We start from the raw sequence: 22,540 nt of genomic DNA, 5'->3' as shown, positions 1-22,540 counted from the left end.
TTCAGTTCTGCTCCGTCGGGTCTTGGAGCGCCACATGGTCACCCGGTTTCAAGCCAGCCGACACAAGGATGCGGTCGCGGCTCCTTCGTTCAATCTGAATGGCACGCTCCTGAAATGCGGAGCCACTCCATACGTAGGCCACCGTCTGTCCGAACTTGAGGAAAGAAGCCTGTGCGGGAATCGTAATGACATTAGGGACCCGACCCACAATCACGGTGATTTGCGCCGTCATGCCAGGCTTCAGGCGAGCGTCCGCCTGGTCAACGCTGATCTCAAGGTCGAAGTTCCGGGGTATTGGCCAGCCATTTGAAAAGTCGGGAGTGGCGATTGTGCCTATCCGCTCCACTTTGCCCGTAAACTGGCGATCGGCGATCGCATCTAGCTGAAGCGTGACCGGCTGTGAGGTCGCAAGCCGACCGCGTTCCGTCTCATCCACGCGCGCTGCAATGCGCATCGAAGTCGCGTCTGGCAGCTCGGCGAGTGGTGTTCCAGGCCATGCGCGCTCCCCTGCTTTGAAGGGACCTTCCCCGCCGTTGTGCCACACAGAGAGAAGGCTGATTGACCCATCAGAGGGCGCGCGCAAGGTCATGGCAGCCAGCGCAGATGCAGCGCGCTGCGCATCGAAGTCGGCCTTCCGGCTCGCATGCTTTTTGCCCTCGATTGTCGCCTGGCCGATCGCGATGTCCGATTTTAATTGCGCTTCCGCTTGGCGGAGCCCCTGCTCTGCATCCGCGAGTTTCAGATTCGCCTCAGCCCCATCGATCTTTGAGACAACCTCACTCTTGCTGGCATCAAGCTTCGCCACCTCTACGTCATATTTCGCCTTCATCAGAGCAGTCGTATCTGCCTCTTCAGTCAGACCGCCCTGCGCGCGAACCTGCTCGATTTCGGCTTGCGACGATTTCAAGCTTGACTGATCCTGCGCGAGATCCTGCTGGGTTTTCGAAGGATCGAATTCAACGACAACATCGCCCTTCTTCACCTGTGTCCCGTCCGCGGCGATTTTCATAATCTGCAGATCGCCGGCGTTGGCGGGCGCCGTGATCGTGACGGACTTCATCGCCTTCAACTGGCCGCGAAACTGGACGGCATCGAGAAACTCCCCGCGTTGCACTTGGAAGGTCGCAACGGATGGCTTCTTGCCCGAGAAATGGACAACCCCATACACGGCTCCGCCGGAAAGAACGATCACGACTGCAATCAAAAGAGCTCTGTGCCTCGTCCACACCTCCCTGAGCTTCTGCTTCATTGCGCACCGCTCGCGGAACGGCCGGTGCCGGCCGAATTGACGTCGACCGCGGCTGAGAGATCGGGCATCAACCGGGGATCGTGGCCGGTGATCGAAAAGGTGGCGGAGAATTTGCGAAGCCGCGAGGAGAAGTCTCCAGGCGTACCCATCGGATCAATGGATTCCAGCTGTCCGGGAAGGACAAGGTCGCTGTAAGCATCCAGGTGGACATGCGCCTTCTCGCCAATCTTCAAGGCGAGCAGATCTTCCTGATTCACGGGAACCCGCACTTCCATCACGGCAGGGTCGACCACTTGCATAAAGGGCACGCCCGGCCGCACCTGGTCGCCTTCCTGCACTTCTCCCATGCTGCCTTGTTTCCAGATCGTGTTCAGCACCACGATGCCGTCGATGGGAGCGCGGACCTCCATCAATGCTGAATTAGCCTGCGCATGAAGCATCGTCTCGCGAGTTCGATCGCGTTGGATCTCAAGAATGCGAATGGATGCCTGCGCCGCCATGCGCTTCAAATCGAAGGTCTGCTTCAACTGCGTGAGCGTTGCTTCAGCTTCATCCAGATCTTCCTGGGCCTTCTCAGCGTCGATGCGCGAGAGCAGTTCGACTTTCTGCATCTCCAGCTTTGCTTTCGCCAGATCATGTTCCGCCTGGTTGATCCCTGTTTCATCTTTGGCCCGCGCAGCAGCCTCCTTGGCCTGTTCCTCAATCACTTTTTCGTTTTCGTCGTCGCTTAGCGCCTGTTTGTCCACAATGTCGCGCAACTGTGCCTGCCGGTCGAACTCAACCAGCAGATCCCCCCGCTTGACCCGCGTTCCGCTGGGGACAAGTTTCGTAACGATAAGCGTACCCACCTGCTGGCCTGCAATCAGAGGGGCCTGTATCGATCGCGCCTCCACCGCAGCCGTCATTCCGCGCAGTCGGAGCACGTTTTGCGTTGGAGTTTGGCCGCGGCCGGAAAGGGAATTCGAACTGGCGTCGTGTATTCGGCTCTTGGCGCGGAGATAGAAGACCACACCAGCCGTGGCAACCAGCAATGCCGCCAGCAAAGCGACAACGAAGGCGCGCTGCAGCTTACCCAGTCGCGAGCGTGCCGCGGAATCTGCCGGTTCTGCTTGCTGCGGTTCACGAGCCGGTTCGACCGCGCTACTCATGTGAGCCCGATTTGACTGGAGATGAATCCATCCGAGCCTTCTCCAGCGTCATTTGCTTTACCGCAAATATACGCGCCATTTCCCCATGCTTCAACAGCGGAAGGACGAACAACGAAACCAGGACGTACTAGTTGGACTGAACTTCTTCGTTAGACGTATCTTTGACGCATTGGTCAGGCCTTTCGCTCACAATTGCGCCAGCATTTCGTCCGTTGACTCGGTTCAAGCGCACGGAGCAAGTGGAGATTTTGCGATCGAAGGTTTCCAGAGCTTTCCTGTCATTGATCCTTTTGAGACCGCATAGCCGTAGCTAAGATCCTGGATTTGAGAATGTGCGTCATCGCCGCGGCGTAAGAACAGATCGATTCCTTATCGAGCCCGAGGAGTTCGAACTCTATGACCCGAGGCGGACCCGGATGAGATGAACAACCTCTATACGAAGCTCGGATTTGGGGAACTGACCGCGCATCTAAAGGAGCGGCTCGTCGCTCTGCGAGCTGAGACGCACGACACCTACCAATATAAGCCACGCGGTATTCCACTTCCCTGGGAGCTCGGAACACAGACCGAATCAGGCTTTGTAAATTCCAGAAACTAATTAGCAGATACACTCTTTTTTGTTTCAGTTAGACATTTGCGCCGCCCCTGCCCCCCATTACTACTTGACAGGTTGGGATAGCGTTTACCGGAGTGCCTCGACCAGTTCAGGCTGTTTGAGCCGCTGGGCTATGCCGCCAGGACGGAATCAAATTCCCTATTGACACCGATCAAAGGTCTGAATAACATACCCACCGAATCAGTAAAGCGTTTTAGCCTGCTGCCTACTGTCCCTCAGCTGCTTCCCCGGGTCCCCGAATACTGAGGCCAGTTTTGATCACTTGTCGTTTGAATGCTGGACGCTTCCCCTAGGTGCTTCGGCTGAAATTTCGAAACGGATTAAGGTTATGAAACGCGGGACGGATTTGGAGTTTCGTCCTAACTGTTCACTTGCAACCCGGGATATGCAATCGCTCAGATCGGCGGCTTAGTTACGGTCGTCTCGAGCGCAGAAAAAGCGGGATCAACACCGCGGCGCATTGGGAGTGCCTCCAACTGCACTCGTACGCAGCGCCATAAGTAATGGAAAACCAGCTTGAATGGAGAGTGACGCATGAAAGTGAACCTGGCGACACCTGCGAAATACAGATTATTTCTGTTATCGCTCGTACTACTTCTCACAGGCTTGGCGGGACACGCCCAGCAAAACTCAACCATCACAGGAACCGTTTTTGACAAGAACGGAGCAGCTGTTCCGGGAGCCGAGGTCACACTCACCCAGCAACAGACGGGCTTCGTTTCCAAAGCTACCAGTAACGACAGCGGCAACTTCAGCTTCAATGGCTTGAACGTCGGAACCTACGATCTCAAGGCAACTGCGAAAGGTTTTAACGCCTTCGTGGAGCGGGGAATCGTAGTGAACGTTTCCCAGACCACTCGCGTGGACGCCAATCTTACCGTAGGCAGTGTCGACCAAACCGTAACCGTTCAATCGGACGTCCTCACTGTACAAACAGATTCGAACGTCGTGAGTACACTGGTGAGCGAAGAACAGATCACTGAAATTGCGACGGAGAACCGGAACTTTGCATCGCTGGTTGCGCTCGGTCTGGGCGTCAGTTCCACTTTGCCGGACAACAACACGCCGACATCTGTCGGTGCCAGCGCAAGCATCAGCGTGAACGGACTTCGCCAGAGCCACAACATATGGTTGATCGACGGCGGCGAGGCCGATGACCGCGGCGGCGCCGGTGGCATCAGCATTCTGCCCTCGCAGGATGCTATTGCTCAGATGGAAACTCTTTCCTCCAACTATCCGCCGGACTACGGTATTTCTTCGGGCGCAACAATCAGTCTTTCTCTCAAGAGCGGCACGCAGAGTTTCCATGGCGAAGCATGGGAATTCAACCGCAACACAGCGTTCAACGCAAATAGCTTCCAGAACAAGAACAAAGCTGTTCCTACCAACCGTGCCAAGCTGAACTACAACATCTTCGGTGTCAATCTGGGTGGCCCGCTCTTCATTCCGGGTGTCTACCCCAAGGGCAAGACGTTCTTTTTCTGGAACGAAGAGTGGCGCAAGTTGATCCAGGGAAATGCTCCAAACCTTCAGAACGACTTGCCAGCCGCCGATTTCCCGACCGCCGGTCAGGACCTGGCGTATGTTTCTCCGGGATGGAAAACCACACCCATCGTTTTGAATGTGCCGGTCGTCGGCGATCCAGCATGGGCCGCTAAACTGGCTCTCGCCTGTCCGACCTGCGTGCAGGGCCAGCCGTTTCCCGGTGGCGTGGTTCCCGCTGCATTGTTCGACGCCAACGCCGTGGCGTATCTCAACTCCGGAATCGTTCCCAAACCGAACGTGGCCAAAGATCAGTACTTGGGCCAGGCAAGTCTCCCCATCAATGTGCGGGATGACGTTGCGCGCGTCGATCACCGTATCAACGACAAGTTCCAGATCCTCGCCCACTACATGCACGACTCGGTTTCGCAGGCTTTCACTGCGCCAATGGTGGGTTGGTCTACAGGCAGCTGGCCGACGATCACCAGCACCCTCAACAACCCTTCCAACAGCGCCGCGATCAAGCTCACAGCGACCATCAGCCCCACTCTGCTGGTTGAAGCAAGCATGAACTATGACGGCAACATCATCGACATCGTTAACAGCCCGTCAGGCAACCTGCCGTCCGGGTTCTCAGTTAACAAATTCTTCAATAATGGATCGAAGTCTGCTCCGAGCATGAACTGGTCGGGTAATGGCTACGGCGTCCAGGAAAACCCCGGGTCCGCGCCATGGCATAACGCCGCGGGTGATCTTGAGCCCAAGGTGGACGTTTCCTACACCATGGGCAAGCACGCCCTGAAGTTTGGCGCCAGCTACAACCGCTACACCAAAAACCAGAAACTCTTCCTCAATGCCGAAGGTAGCTATACCTGGGGTGCAAACACCAACGATCCGTTCATGGATATGCTGCTAGGTCTGGCCTCGAACTATTCCGAGTCGCAGGCTGCTCCGATCCGCCATTACGTCAACCAGACTCCATCGGTGTATGCGATGGATACCTGGAAGGTCACTCCTCGCCTCAGCCTTCAGCTCGGGTTGCGGTATGACGCGCTGCCGTTCGCTTGGGAGCGCTCCAACCAGGTTGCCAACTTCGATCCGGCGACATACCTCAGCAGCGAGTCTCCAACATGGCTGTCTAGCGGGTCCATGGATCCCAACGGTCCGGGATTCCAAACTGTCAATGGCGGCCAGTTTTATTTGAACGGCGTTCACTTGGCCGGTCAAAGCGGAACCCCGGCGGGTCTCGTCAAGACCGACTTCGACACGCTCCAACCCCGCGTCGGCTTCTCTGAAGACGTCTTCGGAAACGGTAAGACCGTTCTGCGTGGCGGCATCGGAACCTTCTACGAACGGCTCCAGGGCAATGACATCTACGATGTCGCCACTGCGGCTCCGTTTGCCAACACCCCCTCAGCCAACACCGTATACCTGACCGATCCGCACACCAGCTATTCAACTGGCCAGGTGGCGGCCACACCGTTCTTCGCGCAGGGAAGCACCACTCTCGCGCAGAACTTCAGGGCGCCTGCGGTTGCCCAGTTCAGCTTGGGTCTACAGGACCAGTTGGCTCAATCCGTTATCCTCGTTGTTCAATATGTCGGGAACGTTGCCTGGCATCAGAACATTCGTCGCAACATCAACAACTATTCGTTGAACACACCGCTGCTCACTGGCAGTAACCCGGCCTTCAACGTGGTGGGTGGCTCGCCGACCGATTACCTGCATTATGACCGCGCAGATGCTGGCGATCAGACCGACAAATCGGGCACGAATCCGAACTACGATCCGGCCCATCCAAATGCCAACAAAATCCCAATTCCTGACCAGATGCGGAACTACGATGGATTCGGTGGCATCACCGAGCAGGAAAACAACACCAACGGCAACTACAACGGATTCCAGGCTGGTCTCCGGGTGCAGAACCGCTGGGGGCTGAGCGGTGAAGTCGACTACACGTACTCGCACGAAATCGACATCACCAGCACCGACGACTCGGGCATCGACAATCCCTTCAACATTAAATACATGAAGGGGTCCGGTGGCTTCGATCGGCGCCAGATCCTCAGCATGAACTACATCTACAAGCTGCCCATCTTCAAAGCGGCAGGTATAACTCACTCAATCCTTGGCGGCTGGGAAGTTGCCGGAACGATCATTGATGAGACAGGCGTACCCACCACTCCTCGCCTGTCGCTCAACTACGACACGGTTGGCTTGGGCGGAGGATACACCAATCGTCCGAGTCAGTCGGCCAAGTCGAAGAGGCTGGGGCACATCGGTACAGCGTTTGATACCTCAGTCTTCAGCAACCCGCTCCCCGCATGGGCCGGCGGCCCCAACCAGGGCTTCGGCACCGCAGGCAAAGACGCCATACCTGGACCGAACCGCGTGAACTTTACGACCTCGCTCTACAAGTCGTTTGCGTTTACAGAAAAGGCAAGGTTCGAGTTCCGTGCGGAGTCGTTCAACACCTTCAACCACACCGAGCCCAATGGAATAGGCAACACGCTCGGCAACTCGAACTTCGGAACCGTAACCTCGTTCTACGATCCCCGTGCACTTGAGCTCGGCGGAAAGTTCATCTTCTAACTCCAGCCGATAACCCAAAGCGCGGCAGTTAACTACTGCCGCGCTTTGTTTTTTGCGCGTAGATTTGGAGAATGGATCCCATCGTGACATTGAAGGGAATCAGAATTCATACCGGACTTATATCTGCCTGCGCAATCGCAGTGGGACTGCTGACGGCTTCCGCCCTAATGGGACAGCAGGAAGATCGGGCGTCGACCCGCCAGAGGGCGATGGCCCTTGAACAATCGGGACAGAATGCTGAGGCGGAACAGGTCTGGAACGGCATCGCAAAAGCCGATCCCCAGAATGCGGAGGCGCTTGCACATCTTGGCTTGCTTGAGGCCCGGCAAGAACACTACGAAAGGTCCATTGCCTATTACCGCCAAGCATCGGCGATCGATCCGGATTTGCCCGGTCTTCAGATGAACCTGGGATTGGCGTTGTTCAAAGCTGCTCAATTTCCAGATGCTATTCGATCCTTCACCGCCGAACTGAAGAAGCATCCGGGGGACCCGCGTCTGACCATCCTCCTCGGCATGGCGCACTATGGAATGAAGGATTACCTTGTTGCCATTCCGTATTTGCAGCGTGCGGCTGAACAGGACCCTCAGAGTGTCGCTCTGCGCATTACCCTTGCTCACAGTTGTCTCTCGAGCAAACAGTACCCATGCGTTCTAAACGTATGCAAAGAAATCCTCGCCCTGAAATCCGACTCTGCCGAAGCCGACATGCTGTCAGGCGAAGCCCTGGAACAAATCGGAGACAAGGCTGGCGCTGCGAAAGCATTGCGCGCGGGCGTAGAAGCGAACCCCGCACAACCTCAACTTCACTTTGGGCTTGGCTATCTCTTATGGACCGGGAACAATTGGTCGGAAGCAGCAAACGAGTTCCAGCTCGAGATTCAAAACAATCCCGAACAAACGAAAGTGCGCATCTATCTCGCAGACTCCTGGGTCCACCAGGGCCAGTTCGACAAAGCACTACCGGAGTTGGAAAAGCTCGCTGCCTCCAATCCGGCAGAATCAATGGTGCATCTTGATCTCGGCCTTATCGATGCGCGTAAAGGCCGCACTGAAGATGCGATTCGGGAACTCCGGATGGCAGAACAATCTGATCCAGAGGAACAGGAATCCCACATCGAGATTGCCAGGCTCTATCAGTCGGTTGGCAAACGCGAAGAAGCGAAAGCTGAGCTCGAAACCGCCAGAAGTTTGCCGCTGCGGAGTCATGCATCTCTCGAGGAGACCATCGACTCTGTCGAATCTCCAACTCCTTGAAGGAAGCCGCATTTAAAGCCGAAGGGATTTGCCTCCATTCCCGGGCATGCTCAAGTCTGGATAGACCTTTATCCAATGGTTCCGCATCTTGGCGTGTACCACCTGCCCCGCTGTTTGAGACACAATCACATTGGTCTCCTCGATCGGCATATGACAGTCGATGCATTTGTTCATGATCTCGTGCCCCATCTTTCTTGACATGCCGCAGCTCTGCCACGTATGACAGCTGAGGCATTTAAGCGAGTAGGACTCGAGTGACTGTCCGGTGGTGTGGACGTCGTGGCAGGTCGAACAGCTCATCTGCTTCGATGATCGATAGCATTTACTGCGCTGAAGCAAACCCACTTGATTCCCGTGAACATCCGGATGTTCTACCTCCGGAGTTGGGAGCGGCTTGAAATATTCATTCAGCGGCTGACCAGAAACGTAGGAGAAGGCCGGCTTCAGAGCCTCTCTCTGAATCCCGTTATGGCACTCAGCACACAAATCAACCTGCAAGTCTCGCGAGAATTTTGCAGGATTCAGAATCGACGGCTCTTTTTTCTTGGTCTCATGGCGCAGTTCTTGTCGAACGTGATTTGCTCCGGGGCCGTGACAGCTCTCACACAAGATGCCAGGTACCAGGCTTCTCCGGTCATATCGATTTGTCGCCGGGTCGGTGGAAAGAGCTTGAATATAAGTCGCGTGACACTCCAGGCAGGCCGGATTTACAGGGCGGGAAAAGTCCGCTGTTCCGTCGATATAGCCGGGACTGTTGATCCATCGATGGCCGTCGCTCCAATAGCTGACCGGTAATTCGAATAATCGGTCGCCTTGCCAGTACAGGTAAGTCTGGCCGCGCACTCCGGATCCCGTGACAAGATCGATGCGTTCAGCCCTTTGATAAACATGAGAGCCCCACCCGCTCCGCGCAATCTCGAAGAGACCATCCTTTCTTGACTCCATATGAAACTGAAGTCCCGGCTCCGCGGTTTGCGTTGAGTCAACGATGATCAGGGAATTGGCGCCACTTTGAAATGATCCAAGAACCGAAATGGACGTGGGGAGTTGGGAAGTCAGGCGATGAGGCGTGTGCTCGTAGTTTTGATCCACATCTCCGTGACATTTCTGGCAACTTGCGTCGCCAACATAGTCAGTTCGATCCGTCCCCAATTGGTCCTCTTTCGGCGAGTGAAATGCACCAGCCGGGCACAGAAAAAGGAAGCTAGCCGAGACGGAAACAAAGACGAATTTGGCTCGGAACATTCCGCGCAGTCCCCACTTGATGATGTTGAGTACCGCAAGAATATCGCTCAATTACGGATCCTAATTCCTGGCAGCGGCTGCTTCCTGCTTCATAAGTTCCTTCAGGCTCCGTGCCAGCTTCTCGACCTCTTCAGCCTTCTTGAGCACCGTAAGGGAGAGACTCTCCTTGTAGGTCTTGGCCACCTCCTCTCGCAATTCGGCGGACAAATGGTACAGCTTCTTTGTATCCGCTTCGATCTGTGCCTGTCTCACTTCCTCTGCTGAGGCCTGAGGCGTGGTTTCAGTTCTCGGATCCAGAGACGAGGGATGACTCGATTGCGCCGCATCCTTGCCAACCTCGGGCTTGGGTTCCGGTGGAATCGAAGAGGCCGCACTTGACTGAGAGAGCACTGGAAGAGCGAAGGCCGACCCGAGTACCAAAGGCAAGAGCAGCCAGCAGATTAGCCTTGGTTTTCTGGGGTGCTTCGTCATCGTTATTTCCTTTGTGCAGCCGGAGGATGACCACGTGCCTCCGGATCAACGGGAAAAGGTGCTACTGCGTCTTCATTTTCTCTTGCAGGGTGTGCGCGAGCTTTTCAATCTGCGCCACCTTGGCGGTGTCGGTGGCCATAGACTTTGATTTCTTGTCGGAAACAATCTCTTGTTGGAGTTGCTGCGCCAGCAAAAGTATCTGATTGGACTCCAGCCAAATTTCTCGAGCGCGCAGCTGATTCTCGAGCGAGACTGCTTCTCGCTTCTTCTGATCCGCCGGAGTGTCGCCAAACTCCTGCTTCAAGTCAGGCGGGCGGGGAGTTGGATTCGGGATGACGACGTGCGTGGGGTTTTGTTCCTGCCCAAAAGTTGCCGCCGTGCCGAGAAGCAGTGCGCATAGCAAGTAGCTCTTTGCGTCAATACCCGAGAAAAAACCTCGCATAAACCCGCTCCCAATCAAGTGCAATCTAAACAGAGATTCGCATTCTCGGTCCAGACATTTCTTCAATCGAAGACGTTGCTGCAACGACCGGATCGGCGCTCACTTCCTGAATTGATCTTATGGATTCCAGGGCGGAGAGACTAGTGGACGATTTTAGAACTCTGATCGTCTCTGGTTTTGACTTTCCTGTCATTACTTGGTGCCCGCCCGGCCAGGGTATCAGTGCGGTCGACCCGAAGACAGTCAATTCACAGCGTTGCCGGATTTCCTAAGCCCTGAAGCTGCTACGATGTCTGCAATGAAATCGAACGACGACATAGAACCGTGCATCTCGGTGGTGATGCCGGTATATAACGAGGCCGTCACCGTTACGGAAATTGTGGAATTGGTATTGGCGCAAAGCCACGTTGGACAACTGGTCATTGTGGATGACGGCTCGCAGGACGGCACTTGGGACCAGCTCCAGCCCCTCGCACAAAGCGATTCGCGCATCAAACTCATCCGGCAGGGCGTGAATCAGGGCAAGGGCGCGGCTTTGCGCACCGGCATCGCACACGCGACCTCGGAAATCGTCATCATCCAGGATGCGGATCTCGAGTACGACCCTAAGGAATATTCCCGCTTGATTGCGCCGATTTTGTCCGGCAAGGCGGATGTAGTCTATGGTTCGCGTTTTTGCTCCGGTGCGGATCCGCGCCGGGTTTTGTATTACTGGCATTCGGTCGGAAACAACCTCCTAACGATATGTTCGAACATGGCTACCAACTTGAACCTTACCGACATGGAAACCTGCTACAAGGCTTTCCGGCGCGAAGTGATCCAGAAGGTTCGGGTTAAGGAGAATCGCTTTGGTTTCGAACCGGAGATCACTGCCAAAATAGCCAGGACCAAAGCGCGCATATTTGAAGTTGGGATATCCTACAGCGGTCGCACTTACGCCGAGGGTAAGAAGATTGGCTGGCGAGATGGTTTTCGCGCTCTGTGGTGCATCTGGAAGTATAATTTCTGGGACAGATGACCAATCAGCACAACGAATTGGCGCAGACAACTGATTTCGAATTCGCTGCCCTGAGTGAGGCGAAGAACTATCGTGCGGCGCTGCTCCACGAGTTCAGGGTGTATTTGCAAGGAAATGTACTGGAGGTCGGCGCCGGAATTGGCCAAATGACTTCCGAACTCCGACAGATTCCCGAAATCAAGAGATTATGTTCCATTGAACCCGACCCCGCTTCTTGCGCAAAGTTGCTTTCCCGCATGCCCCATCACGATTTGCTCCATGGAACCATAAGCGATTTGAGGTCAGAGACTGATTGGAATGCCATCCTGAGTATTAATGTTCTGGAGCACATCAAGTTGGACATCGAGGAGTTGGTCGCTTACCACCGCTTGTTGTGGCCAAGGGAAGGCAAGCTTTGTCTGTTTGTTCCGGCGCGGCCGGAGATTTACGCACCGATTGACAGGGATTTCGGTCATTTCCGCCGCTACACCCGTCTCGAACTGCATTCAATGCTGGAGAAGGCTGGATTTCGAGTCGTGCGGCTCCGGTACTACAACATCGTTGGTTACTTTGCGTGGTGGGTCAACTTTTGTTTATTGAAGAGGCGATCCTTCGACGTGGATGCGGTGAGATGGTTTGATCGCGCGATATTTCCGGTGGTCCATGGCTTCGAATCGCGCATTTGTCCGCCTCCAATCGGCCAAAGCCTGATCGCTGTAGCGGTCGCTAAGTGAATGAACACCCAACTTGCAATTCCATTCCATCACCGCCCAAGCGGGAATGTGTTAGACACGACGCAGCCATATTGGCCCATGCCTCCATTCGCCATGAATCGAATCCGCGCATTCTCCCCTGGCGGCAATCATTTCTTTCTAGATGGCGAGCCAGAATAGCTGTCTAGAATTGCGGGCGGTAAACACCTAGCTTGGCCGACAGATTCAGGTTCGAGAGCATGCGCTCGCGCAATTTCACTCCGTCAGCTTCGCCGTTGGGTCCGGGGTAGCGGTATGGTGGAACCGGATATCGTTCAGGCGCGTTCGGGTCAGGATGCTGGAATCTCGTGATGGCGGCGACCACGCTGTCGTTCCGCTGACGAATCGATGCCACGCCGATCATGTTCCAGCACAAGCAGAAAAGAACGGAACACACCATTACCGCCAGGAATAATCCACTGTTCCAGGGATGCCGAAGGCGTGGAAGAAATCTCTCGACAAGCAGTATCCAAAGCAGAATCACGAAGGTGATGGAGTAGAGCGAATATCGCGGATCGAGGCTCTGCGTTACGCCGAAAGCTGCTCTACGGCTTGCCGCTGTTGCAGCTGATAGCAAGAGGAACATCGCACAGTCGAACGGCAAGAAATTCTTACTCATCTGGCCTGTTGCAAGCATCCATACAAACGTCGCGACAAGCAAAATGCCGAGGATGAGACCTCCCGGCGGGAAATGGGAATTGAGGCCGCCGGCGCTTCCGAGGAAATAAACGACATAGAGGCAGTCTTTCGGGATGGTCAGCCAGTTGAATTGTGGCACCGAGACTACGCCGCCCTCCGGCACGTGAAAGTCGAAGCGGTACGCATAGATTGCTACACATGCCAGGGAGATCGCGAGGAAGAGCCCCAGTTCCTTGTACCGCCGTTTTCGCGCCAGAATCAACATCCCAATCGGAACGACCATAAACCCGTTGCCGAACGACGCAACGGCCAGCAGCAGAAATGCCAGAGCAGCCACAAACGACCTGCGATTGTCTCGATTCAGTTCGTAAAGTGCTGCAAGCGAGAAAAGAAGGCCAGCTATATGCGCCATTCCCTGTGTCACCACGCTCAGTTCCAGGGAATACTGGAGTTGGAACAGCAGAAACGTAACCGGAAGAAAAAGCGTCAGGCGCAACAACGTATCCGGGCTCTTGGGGACGAACATCTTCCAGAGCAGGTAGGCGAGGCCAAGTAGGAGCCCTTCGGAAAACAGGGAGAGGAACCGGAAGTTCACGTGTCCCAGCACGGCATACTGGACAAGCACAATGGCGTGAAGAAGAAACAGTTTCACCTCGACGTGTTGCGAGGTCAGGAACCAGATGAGCCTGTCGGTGATGCTTGGGCTGGTCGCCCAGCGATTCATGAACCCGAGAATGGCTTCATAATCATCCAGGATCGGAAGATCCAGCGCAGTTCTGAACAGGTTGAAGTAGAAAAGGAAAACTGGCAGCACGATGGCTGACATTACACCGGCAAAAGCCCATCGGCGACTTCCGGATTCGGAACCGCCTGGTGCCTCAATGTCTGATGACTTTTTCCCTGCCTGGGAAAGTTCTGGCGGCATATTCAACCGTTTTCCGGACCTTGGATTTCAAGACTTGATCGAACCGAGTATACCGGGAAGATAATCCAACGAAAACTGGGAACCTGAGAGGAGTGCTGCCAATGCACACATTGCCGTGCAATGATAAGCAATCTGTCTCCCGAGAAAATGCAGGCTCAAGAGTCCATGAAACAGCTTTCCGTGGCAATTCCAAGTGATTTCGATGTACTTTAGGCCGAGATTCGCAAAACGTGCCGAATTGCTCAAGAACGTACTTTCGAACTGCTCGACGGATGATTTAAACCATTATCCTACATATGCTGAGCCCTTCAACGTGATCCACCGAACGAGCCCAAAACGAGAACTGGCGGAGGGAGAGGGATTCGAACCCCCGGTACCCTTTCAGGTACAACGGTTTTCAAGACCGCCGGTATCAACCGCTCACCCATCCCTCCGCGGGTGGAAAGCAAGTGCTTTCCTTTAGTTTAGCCCAAGTTCGACCCAATCTTCCGTCACACCTTCTTGCAGACCTTCCTCACCTGATCGCCTCAAGCACCGTCTTGTATCCGCCCAGCAAAACACTGCAGTCCATGCCGACCGCAATCAGCTCGAATCCCGCCTTCGCATACGCCCTGGCTTTCTCCGCCGTCGCCGCAAAAATCCCGCACGGCTTGCCGGCCGTCTTGCAAAGAGCCCGAACCGCGGCAATGCTCTCGACAACATGGGGCGCCTCGATCTGGCCCGGAATTCCATACGACCCGCTCAAGTCATACGGCCCAATCACCACAGCGTCCACGGCCGCATGCCCCACAATCGCCTCCGCATTCTTCACCCCGGCTACGGACTCGATCTGCACCACGATCGCATAATCCTGCTTTTCCAGGCACTCCGCAAACCGCGCTCCATACCCCTGCGCGCGTGCAATACCCACGCTGCGCTCCCCGCGCGGCGGATAGAGTGCGGCTCGCGCAATCTCATCGACCTCTTCCGACGATGAAACCTGCGGCAAAATAATCCCATCGCATCCAGTATCGAGAAACCGCTTGATCGCCGTCGAAGACCGGTCCGGTAACCTCACAAACATCGGCACCCCGCCCGCACCCACGGCGCACGCCGTTGCCGCGCTCACCTCGTTAAAGAGTCCATGTTCCCCGTCGATCCACACCCAATCAAATCCCGCCAGCTGCGCGATCTCCACGATGGCCGGATGGTCGATTGTCACGATTGTCCCCAGCTTCATGCCGCCCGACTGCAGCCATACCCTCGCGTCCATCAGATCTCCGCTCCACGGTTCCGGTTTCCCACGATAGTTGTCGCTCAATCCCGCGCCCCATCCGTCAAATACTCATAACTTACAAACGCTACCTTCGTGCTGTCCGGTGACCACGACGGAACATTGTTCGTCCCCTGTCCGCCAAACAGCTTCGCCAGCACTTTCACTTTCTTGTCCGCGAGCGACATCACATTCAGCGTCACATCCTTGTCCGGTGGATGTCCGGTTACGCCCTTCTCAAACGCGACGAACGTCATCCATTTCCCATCCGGCGAAATGTGTGGGAACCAGTCATTCGTCTCGTCCATAATCACCTGCTCCTGCCCGCTGCCATCCGGATGCATCCGCCATATCTGCATGTGCCCCGTCCGCTCCGAGTTGAAATAGATCCACTGCCCGTCCGGCGAATACTCGGGACCGTCATCGAGCCCGGCTGCCGTCGTCAGCCGTTTCTCCGTGCCGCCATTCACCGGCATCGCGTAGATATCGAAGTTGTCCCCGCGCTCACCTACAAACGCCAGCGTCCCTCCATCCGGCGACCACCCGTGCCAATACGATGGTCCCGTCGGCGTAATCTTCTTCGGCGTTCCGCCCGCAATCGGCACCGTGTACACCAGCGACTTGCCCGTCTCCGTCGAATCGCTGATCGCCAGCATCGTCCCGTCCGGCGAAATTCCATGATCGTTGTTGCACTTCACCTCAGGATCAGTCTTGATCCGCACCGGCTCACCGCCCGTCACCGCCAGACGATAAATCCCGCCATCCTGATTGAACAAAAAGTGCGTTCCATCCCGCGACCAGTTTGGCGCTTCAAAATGCGCCCGCGATACATACGCCACACGCCTATCCGTCGAAGCAATAGGAACTGTCTCCAGCGTGCTGTACAGCACCGGCTTCAGACCTGTCGCTGCAAGCGCCTCGATCTTCACGTTCGAAAACACCGCCGTCTCCGTCGCATCCTTGTCGTGCGCCGAAACCCCGATCCCCACGTAGAACGGCCCATCCATGACCAGCTTCGTCGAAGCGCCCGCCGGTTCCAGTTTCCCGTCCGAACCCGAAACGAACCCGTAGAAATAATCGCCGTGCTTCTCCAGCCGCACCCGCTGCGGTGCCTCCACATTCGACTGCACCTCGTGGTCATCCGCACCCGCCGCATCGCGAAACTGCAGCGACGTCAGTCCAATCCCGTGCCGCGCAATGTCCACTGCCGGCGCACTTCCGTCCAGGCTCTGCCTGATCATCAGCACTGCCTTGCGATGAGGATTTCCCTTGTCTCCCACAAACGCGATGTCCGCGGAAATCGCCACATCTCCGCTCATCTTCTTCCACGCAAACTGAAAATCATCCATCCCGAACCACATGTTCTCGCCGCTGCCCGTTACCGCGTAGCTCTGTTTTGCGGCGTCGTAGCTCGTCGATCCTGGGTGCAGCACTGTCCCCACATCCTGGTGTCCTTCAAACACTCCCACGGCCCCAGACCCCGCCTGTCCCATCGCGCATCCCGCGCTCAATCCAAAAACAAGAGCAAAACAAAATGAAGAAACCCACCGATTCATTCGACCCTCCGCCGCAATATTCAGGCGCGATCATTCTCGCGCATTCCCCTTCCGCGCGTCTCGCCGCCTTCATCCACAGGGCCCGCATCCGCAGGCATTCCTCATCGAGCACACCGTGAAAACACAGCGCGCTCCCGCTCAACGGTGTTAAAACAGGAATGCATGCCCAAGCGAACCAAACCAGGAGCGCCGCCGCTTCCCGGCCAGCCCATCAGCCTGCGCACCTTGGGCGAGTACCTCAACCTCTCGCCGGCCACCATTTCCCTGGTTTTGAATAACGCTCCCGGCGTCCGCTCCATCCCCCAGGAAACACGCGACCGCGTCGTTGAAGCAGCCGCCAAGTTCGACTATCGACCCAGCTTCTTCGCGCGCTCCCTGCGCAAGCGCCAGACCTTCACCGTCGGCGTCCTCGTTCCCGAGCTCAGTGACAGCTACGCCATGCAGGTTCTCAGCGGCGTTGAAGAGCACCTGATTGAAGAAGGCTACTTCTATCTCACCGCAAGTCATCGCCGCAAACCGGATCTCATCGAGGAGTACCCGCGCCTCTTCATGGATCGCTCTGTTGAAGGATTCATCTTTATCGATACGGCCCTTGAAAAGAGCATCGGGATTCTCCCGGTCGTCTCTGTTGCCGGCCACCGCAAAATCGAAGGCGTCACCAACGTCGTCCTCGACCAGAAGCGCGCAGCGGAGCTCGCTCTGCGTCACCTCTATCAGCTCGGCCACCGCAGAATTGCCTTCATGCGCGGTGGCAGCCACAGCTCTGACGCCGACGATCGCTGGAACTGCCTCATGGCCGTGGCCCGCGACCTCAAGCTGGCCGTGCCTCCGGAACTCGTTGTGCAGCTCCAGCTTCGCGTCTCCACGCCGGAGCTTGGATTCGACCCCGTCAACGAACTCCTCCAGCGCGAAGTCGATTTTACGGCGCTCCTCTGCTACAACGACATCGCCGCAATCGGTGCCATCCGCGCCTTCATGAACCGCGGTCTCCAGGTTCCGGCAGACGTTTCCGTCGTTGGCTTCGACGACATCCAGAGCGCTGCATTTCACAACCCGAGCCTCACCACAATTCGCCAGCCGCTCTCTCAGATGGGAACCACCGCTGCCCGCATCCTGCTTCAGCGCATCCGCGGCCAGGCCACCTTTCCTGACTTCGTTCCCATTCATCCAGAACTCGTCATTCGCGAGTCCACCAGTCCGCCCAATCCCAAACGCAACCGCATCAAGCGCACCTGAGTCATCGATGCCTTCTCAACCCAGGTCCTCTTCGGTTCGCACTTTCGCTGTTCTTCATCCAGTATTCGCGCTGACTGGCGTCCTTCACACGGTCGGCGGCGCTCTCCTTCCATCCCTCGCCGTGCGTTTTCACCTCAGCGACTCCACATCCGGCCTGCTCTTTCTCCTCTACTTCGCCGGAACCTCGCTAGGTGCGCTGCTATGCCGCCGCGGCTTTGCGCGCCTCATCACGATTGGCTTTGCCGCGATGATCTGCACCTGCATCGCTGTGGCCGTCTGCCCTCGCTCGCTGCTCGCGCCCGCGTTTTTGCTCCTCGGCATCAGCGTCGGCGTTCCCATGTCTGCCGTCACGCTTTTTGTCGGCCGCGCATACCCCGCACGTTGTGCCCCGCTCCTCACCTTCCTCAACTTCAGTTGGAGCATCGGAGCGCTCGCCGCCCCGCTCATCGCCGCACGCGTTCTCGTGCATCACTCCTACCAGGCGGGATACGTCCTCTTTGCGTTCGCTTCCGCTGTCGCCGCTCTCGCCTCCGCGCTCGTTCTCAGGGATCCACCCGAACCCGTGCGAGCCTCGGCGGATGCGCACACCATCACCGCGTTCTACCTCGTCGCTGTCTTTGCATTTGCCGCATTCCTCCAGGTCGGCATCGAAAACACCGTCGCCGCATGGCTCCCTACCTACGCGCTACGCACAGCCGCCGCCGGACTCGTCATGGCCGCCGCATCTACCTCCTTCTACTGGGCAGGATTCCTATGCTCGCGTGGCCTTTCCTCCCTCCTCCTTCTCCGCGCCGATCCCATGCGCGTCTTCCGCATCGCGGTTGCCGTCGCTTTCGTCTCAGCCCTGCTTCTCGAATTCGCACCTTCCGTCTCCGCCCGCAACTTCGCCATGTTCCTCCTCGGCGCGTCCCTGGCCCCGACCTATCCCCTCGTCCTCGCCGGCTTCTTCGCCCGCAGCCGTCACACCGCCGACTCCCGCTGGATCCTCTTCACCGCGGGCTTCGGCGGCTCTGTTCTCCCCTGGATCGCGGGCTTCACGTCCACTCATACCGGCAGCCTGCGCACCGGAATGCTCATCATCCCCGCCGCCCTCCTCCTGATGGCCTTCCTCCTCCCAACTCTCCGCAACGCCCAACCCGCTGCACCCACAACTCCGTAACAGTCCGCGGTAGAAGGCCGGTTTGAAAGGGCACGACTTTAGTCGTGCCCAGGTTGATGAAAAACCCGCAGCTTTGAAAGGGCGCGGATCGGGGTACCCTCTGGGTCGCGTGCCACAAGTCCAGCAACATGAGGATGGCGCTAGCCCCTGGGGGAAGTCCTCCTGCTTGCGCACGAGATCTATGCAACCAATCTCTCGTCAAAGAATTAAAATCACCAACGATGACGCCGAACAAATCAAACCCCAACGTTGACGCCTTCATCGCCAACGCAAAAAACTGGCAACACGAACTGACAAAGTTGCGCGCCATCCTGCTCGACTCCGAACTGACCGAAGACTTCAAGTGGAGTCAACCCTGTTACACCTTCCAGGGGAAAAACGTCATCGTTCTCGGTCCAATGAAGGAGTCCTGCGCATTCGCCTTTTTCAAAGGCGCGCTGCTCAAGGATGTCCATGGCGTCTTCACCCGCCCCGGTCAGCATTCGCAATCGACGCGCTGGATCAAGTTCACCTCCGTCCGCGAAATCGCCGAGATGAAGTCCGTGTTGAAGGCCTACATTCGCGAAGCCATCGAGATCGAAAAGTCCGGCCTGAAAGTAAAACTAAAAAAAACGTCGGACCTCAAACTCCCCGAAGAATTGCAAATCCTGCTCGATGAGTTCCCCGACTTCAAGAAAGCCTTTGAAGCGCTGACCCCCGGCCGCCAGCGCGCATACATCTATCACTTCTCCGCCCCCAAACAATCCAAGACCCGCGAAGCCCGCGTCCGCAAATTCATGCCCCACATCCTCAAAGGCAAGGGCCTTCTCGATAAGTAGGAGCAACGAGCCACGAACCCAACCCAACTTGGTCTCGTCGTCCCGAGCGAGGCGGAGGGACCTGCTTCTCGGGCGAGTGGGCCGGTGGCCCACCCCTGACCACCGATAACTGAGGGCCCCAAGTGTCGCTTTTAGAACTGGGATTTGTCACTTAGCTGCCAGTCGAACCCCGTCTGGATCAGCCACGCGCAGCTTCATTCCCCATCCGAAGAAGTTGTTCGCGATAGCCACCGAAACCTCATTCTCGCCAGCTTCCAGCGGCAACGTGAACGTCCCATTCTCCAGCGAACACCGCCCATCGGGAATTTTTCTTGCATCGTCCGACTCAAACAGGTTTCGGTCTGCGTACACCAGTTTCCCGTTCACGAAGACCCACAATTCGCGCGTCCATCCAATATCGACCTTCTTCGTCTGCTTTCTGTCTGAAGTGATCGTCGTCTTCAGCCATGCTACGGCCCGGTTCGGTTCGGGTAGAGGCTTGCCATATATGCGGCTGATGTTCACCAACCCGTTCCGCTCCGTGCTGATCGTCTTCCATTCCGACAAAGCACTGGGCATTTCGTTATACATCGGGTCCTTGCCATTCGGCAGCGCTGCAAACGTAGAGAGACGCCAATTCCTGATCAAGCCGCGGTTATCCTCCAGCGGATCTCTCGCCGGCTCGGGAGACAGACCGTCCACTGCATCGGGAGTGATCACCAGGTTTGCAAATGTCGCAGGACCCTGTAGCCGCAAACCGCCTTTCATCACATCCCCCTCGAGCCTGCCCACCTCAAGCGTAGGCGATGGTGTATCGTTCACGAACACATTCATCCGTCGACCCGAGATGACCATCTTGATGTGGTTCCACCCGTTTTCCCGCAGCGGCGCCCGCGTCTGATATTGCGGAAATAGATCCCACAGCAGCACCCCATGCGTCTGCGGCGCATACTGCATGCAGGCGTGGAAAGCGGGACAGGCCGCATCAGGCCTGAGGTACAGAAGCTCGAAATTCTCTTCGTCTTGCTGACGAAAGGCGATGCCAGGTGCGCCTCGCCCGATCGTATTCACGTCGAACTCAATGGTTCCGTCGCTGAACGCGATGTCTTTCAGCACCGCATCGCCGCTGTTCAATCGCATCAGGCCGCGATAAAAACCCAGCTGCCGCAGAAATTCCGCGTTCTCCTTCGTCTGCCAGTGATCGGCCGTCATGGGGATGTTGATCGGTTCCGCGCCCCAGGCAATCGAATGTGCTGAGAGGAAGCAAACGCAGAGCGTAATTTTCCAAAATGCATCCTTGCTGAAGAATCTCTTCATGACGTCAGCCTATGGAACAGGCACCCCCTTATACGAGCGAAGGGTGACGAGCCGGACAACAGTGTTACGAGGCGATCCTGGACATTGCGAGTTGGTTCACGGCGTCGTCTGGAAAGTGGCTTGTCCTGATTCGGCGAAAATGCGCAGGCCACCTTCCAGGGCAAGAACGTAGTCGTCATCGGCGGATTAAAAAACTCCTGCGCATTCGCCTTCTTCAAAGGCGCGCTGCTCAACGATGTCCATGGCGTTCTCGCCCGCCCCGGTCAGCATTCGCAGTCCACACGCTGGATCAAGTTCACCTCCGTCCGCGAAATCGCGGAGATGAAATCTGTGTTGAAGTCTTATATTCGCGAAGCCATCGAAGTAGAAAAAGCCGGCCTGAAAGGCCATTCTTGAGACAAGCTCTGGTTGATCAATTGCCGCATAATTGTCGCTGGAGAGATTGACAAAAACCTGTCACGATTCGGTCGGAGATCGCATTCACGCAGTCGACTATCTTCTCGATTTAGGAATTCGGCCGAAGCGAGGGTCATGACGCAGCAGAAGATCGCACGCATGAAGTGACTCCATCTCGAAGCTGGGGCTGTCACTGGGGATGAGGAGCCAATGGCCGATCTTGTTTCTCAGGAGCTCTATCGAGCGGATGGAAGGAAAGTCACGGCGAAGTTCTGGATCTGTGGGACTCGTGCCGTCTGAAAGAACAAGCCAAACTCCATTGTCCTTCGGAGATTTGAGGTGATCTCGGAGCATACAAACGATGCGGTCGCCCAGGTAGACGGCGAAACCGGAAAACATGCGACGCACCTCGGGGTTCATGGGCATGAGCGCATCCAAAACAAACGCGTGCGGAGCCTTCTGTTTCGGTTTGGCATGACGAGGCATCGTCTATATGGTCTATCAGAAAGCCGCAACAGACTAGCCCTGATTGTGGACAACAGACGGCGCCCCAGGTCTTGCGATGTACCACGAGCCCAAACGCCCCGATTTCAAACCGTGGAACCATTGAGCGCCACGGCACCGCGAATCAGCCCCTTCAGCTCCTTTTCGTTCACCTTGTCGCCCTCGCGAAAATCAATCGCCCGCCTCCAATTCCCCACAAGACTCGAATTAAACAGACCCGCCGGATCATCCAGAAACGCGCCTTTGGCGAACGTCAGCTTCACGGCACTCTTATAGGTTTCGCCCGTGCAGATGATCCCGTCATGCGACCACACCGGCACCCCGCGCGGGTTCGAAGCCTTTTTCCACTTGCACTCCTCCACCACATCTGGGTCGGCCTGCTTGATCACAGCGCGCAGCCGCGCAAGCATCTCCCCGCGCCAGTCGCCTAGCGCCTCGATTCGCGCCTCCACCTCCGCTGAGCCCGATCCCGCCAAGGTTGTTCCGGCCTTCTTTTTCATGCTGAATCC

Annotated in this window: 18 protein-coding genes and 1 tRNA gene; 8 read left to right on the top strand and 11 right to left on the bottom strand. The window is 56.5% G+C overall.

Annotated elements, in window-relative coordinates; genetic code table 11:
• Position 1 precedes the first annotated feature (1 nt).
• On the bottom strand, positions 2–1,249 hold the full coding sequence (locus WCA10_RS19500) for an efflux RND transporter periplasmic adaptor subunit (protein WP_472824189.1): 1,248 nt from the start codon (positions 1,247–1,249) through the stop codon (positions 2–4).
• On the bottom strand, positions 1,246–2,397 hold the full coding sequence (locus tag WCA10_RS19495) for an HlyD family secretion protein (RefSeq protein WP_472824188.1): 1,152 nt from the start codon (positions 2,395–2,397) through the stop codon (positions 1,246–1,248). Before WCA10_RS19495 ends, WCA10_RS19500 begins: the two co-directional genes overlap by 4 nt.
• A gap of 1,150 nt (positions 2,398–3,547) precedes the next feature.
• Between WCA10_RS19495 and WCA10_RS19490 the strand changes: the two genes are divergently transcribed.
• Both WCA10_RS19490 and WCA10_RS19485 read left to right on the top strand, forming a co-directional pair.
• On the top strand, positions 3,548–7,087 hold the full coding sequence (locus WCA10_RS19490) for a carboxypeptidase-like regulatory domain-containing protein (protein ID WP_472824187.1): 3,540 nt from the start codon (positions 3,548–3,550) through the stop codon (positions 7,085–7,087).
• Between the two features lie 83 nt (positions 7,088–7,170).
• On the top strand, positions 7,171–8,343 hold the full coding sequence (locus tag WCA10_RS19485) for a tetratricopeptide repeat protein (protein WP_472824186.1): 1,173 nt from the start codon (positions 7,171–7,173) through the stop codon (positions 8,341–8,343).
• 12 nt (positions 8,344–8,355) lie between these two features.
• On the opposite strand, the gene WCA10_RS19480 is transcribed toward WCA10_RS19485, so the two are convergent.
• The 3 genes from WCA10_RS19480 to WCA10_RS19470 all read right to left on the bottom strand — a co-directional run bounded on the left by WCA10_RS19480 (position 8,356) and on the right by WCA10_RS19470 (position 10,501).
• Positions 8,356–9,639, bottom strand: coding sequence for a multiheme c-type cytochrome (locus tag WCA10_RS19480; RefSeq protein WP_472824185.1), 1,284 nt, complete (start codon positions 9,637–9,639; stop codon positions 8,356–8,358).
• 9 nt (positions 9,640–9,648) lie between these two features.
• Complete coding sequence (locus WCA10_RS19475) at positions 9,649–10,059, bottom strand: hypothetical protein (protein ID WP_472824184.1); 411 nt, start codon at positions 10,057–10,059, stop codon at positions 9,649–9,651.
• Between the two features lie 61 nt (positions 10,060–10,120).
• A complete protein-coding gene (locus WCA10_RS19470) occupies positions 10,121–10,501 on the bottom strand; it encodes a hypothetical protein (protein WP_472824183.1) in 381 nt (126 codons plus the stop codon).
• Between the two features lie 289 nt (positions 10,502–10,790).
• On the opposite strand from WCA10_RS19470, the gene WCA10_RS19465 reads away from it, so the two are divergent.
• The gene (locus WCA10_RS19465) at positions 10,791–11,519 is read left to right on the top strand and encodes a glycosyltransferase family 2 protein (protein WP_472824182.1); all 729 of its coding nucleotides are present in this window, start codon (positions 10,791–10,793) and stop codon (positions 11,517–11,519) included.
• Positions 11,516–12,232 (top strand): methyltransferase domain-containing protein, encoded by a 717-nt coding sequence (locus tag WCA10_RS19460; protein ID WP_472824181.1) that lies wholly within the window; start codon positions 11,516–11,518, stop codon positions 12,230–12,232. The genes WCA10_RS19465 and WCA10_RS19460 overlap by 4 nt, the downstream gene beginning before the upstream one ends.
• Positions 12,233–12,395: 163 nt before the next feature.
• Here the strand turns inward: WCA10_RS19460 and WCA10_RS19455 are convergent, their stop codons facing one another.
• The 4 genes from WCA10_RS19455 to WCA10_RS19440 form a co-directional block, all read right to left on the bottom strand.
• Entirely contained in the window at positions 12,396–13,715 is a 1,320-nt protein-coding gene (locus tag WCA10_RS19455) for a hypothetical protein (RefSeq protein WP_472824180.1), read from the bottom strand.
• Positions 13,716–14,158: 443 nt separating this feature from the next.
• Positions 14,159–14,248: transfer RNA gene (locus WCA10_RS19450), tRNA-Ser, on the bottom strand.
• Positions 14,249–14,328: 80 nt separating this feature from the next.
• A complete protein-coding gene (locus WCA10_RS19445; RefSeq protein ID WP_472824179.1) occupies positions 14,329–15,066 on the bottom strand; it encodes an HpcH/HpaI aldolase family protein in 738 nt (245 codons plus the stop codon).
• 44 nt (positions 15,067–15,110) lie between these two features.
• Entirely contained in the window at positions 15,111–16,622 is a 1,512-nt protein-coding gene (locus tag WCA10_RS19440; RefSeq protein WP_472824178.1) for a TolB family protein, read from the bottom strand.
• A 162-nt stretch (positions 16,623–16,784) separates the two neighbouring features.
• Between WCA10_RS19440 and WCA10_RS19435 the strand changes: the two genes are divergently transcribed.
• The 3 genes from WCA10_RS19435 to WCA10_RS19425 all read left to right on the top strand — a co-directional run bounded on the left by WCA10_RS19435 (position 16,785) and on the right by WCA10_RS19425 (position 19,835).
• A complete protein-coding gene (locus tag WCA10_RS19435) occupies positions 16,785–17,858 on the top strand; it encodes a LacI family DNA-binding transcriptional regulator (RefSeq protein ID WP_472824177.1) in 1,074 nt (357 codons plus the stop codon).
• Positions 17,859–17,865: 7 nt separating this feature from the next.
• The gene (locus WCA10_RS19430) at positions 17,866–19,017 is read left to right on the top strand and encodes an MFS transporter (RefSeq protein WP_472824176.1); all 1,152 of its coding nucleotides are present in this window, start codon (positions 17,866–17,868) and stop codon (positions 19,015–19,017) included.
• A gap of 221 nt (positions 19,018–19,238) precedes the next feature.
• On the top strand, positions 19,239–19,835 hold the full coding sequence (locus WCA10_RS19425; protein WP_472824175.1) for a YdeI/OmpD-associated family protein: 597 nt from the start codon (positions 19,239–19,241) through the stop codon (positions 19,833–19,835).
• A gap of 147 nt (positions 19,836–19,982) precedes the next feature.
• On the opposite strand, the gene WCA10_RS19420 is transcribed toward WCA10_RS19425, so the two are convergent.
• Positions 19,983–21,131 carry a LamG domain-containing protein gene (locus tag WCA10_RS19420; RefSeq protein ID WP_472824174.1) on the bottom strand — a complete coding sequence of 383 codons (1,149 nt, stop codon included), beginning with the start codon at positions 21,129–21,131 and terminating at the stop codon, positions 19,983–19,985.
• Positions 21,132–21,308: 177 nt separating this feature from the next.
• Between WCA10_RS19420 and WCA10_RS19415 the strand changes: the two genes are divergently transcribed.
• Positions 21,309–21,527, top strand: a complete 219-nt coding sequence (locus WCA10_RS19415; RefSeq protein WP_472824231.1) for a DUF1801 domain-containing protein — start codon at positions 21,309–21,311, stop codon at positions 21,525–21,527.
• A 590-nt stretch (positions 21,528–22,117) separates the two neighbouring features.
• Here WCA10_RS19415 and WCA10_RS19410 read toward each other — a convergent pair.
• A complete protein-coding gene (locus WCA10_RS19410) occupies positions 22,118–22,531 on the bottom strand; it encodes a DUF1801 domain-containing protein (RefSeq protein ID WP_472824173.1) in 414 nt (137 codons plus the stop codon).
• Positions 22,532–22,540: the final 9 nt, after the last annotated feature.

The sequence above is a fragment of the Occallatibacter sp. genome (genome assembly GCF_049582745.1).
GTDB lineage: Bacteria > Acidobacteriota > Terriglobia > Terriglobales > Acidobacteriaceae > Telmatobacter.
Note: the sequence above shows the minus strand (reverse complement) of the source record. Positions and strands in the feature narration are given on the sequence as shown.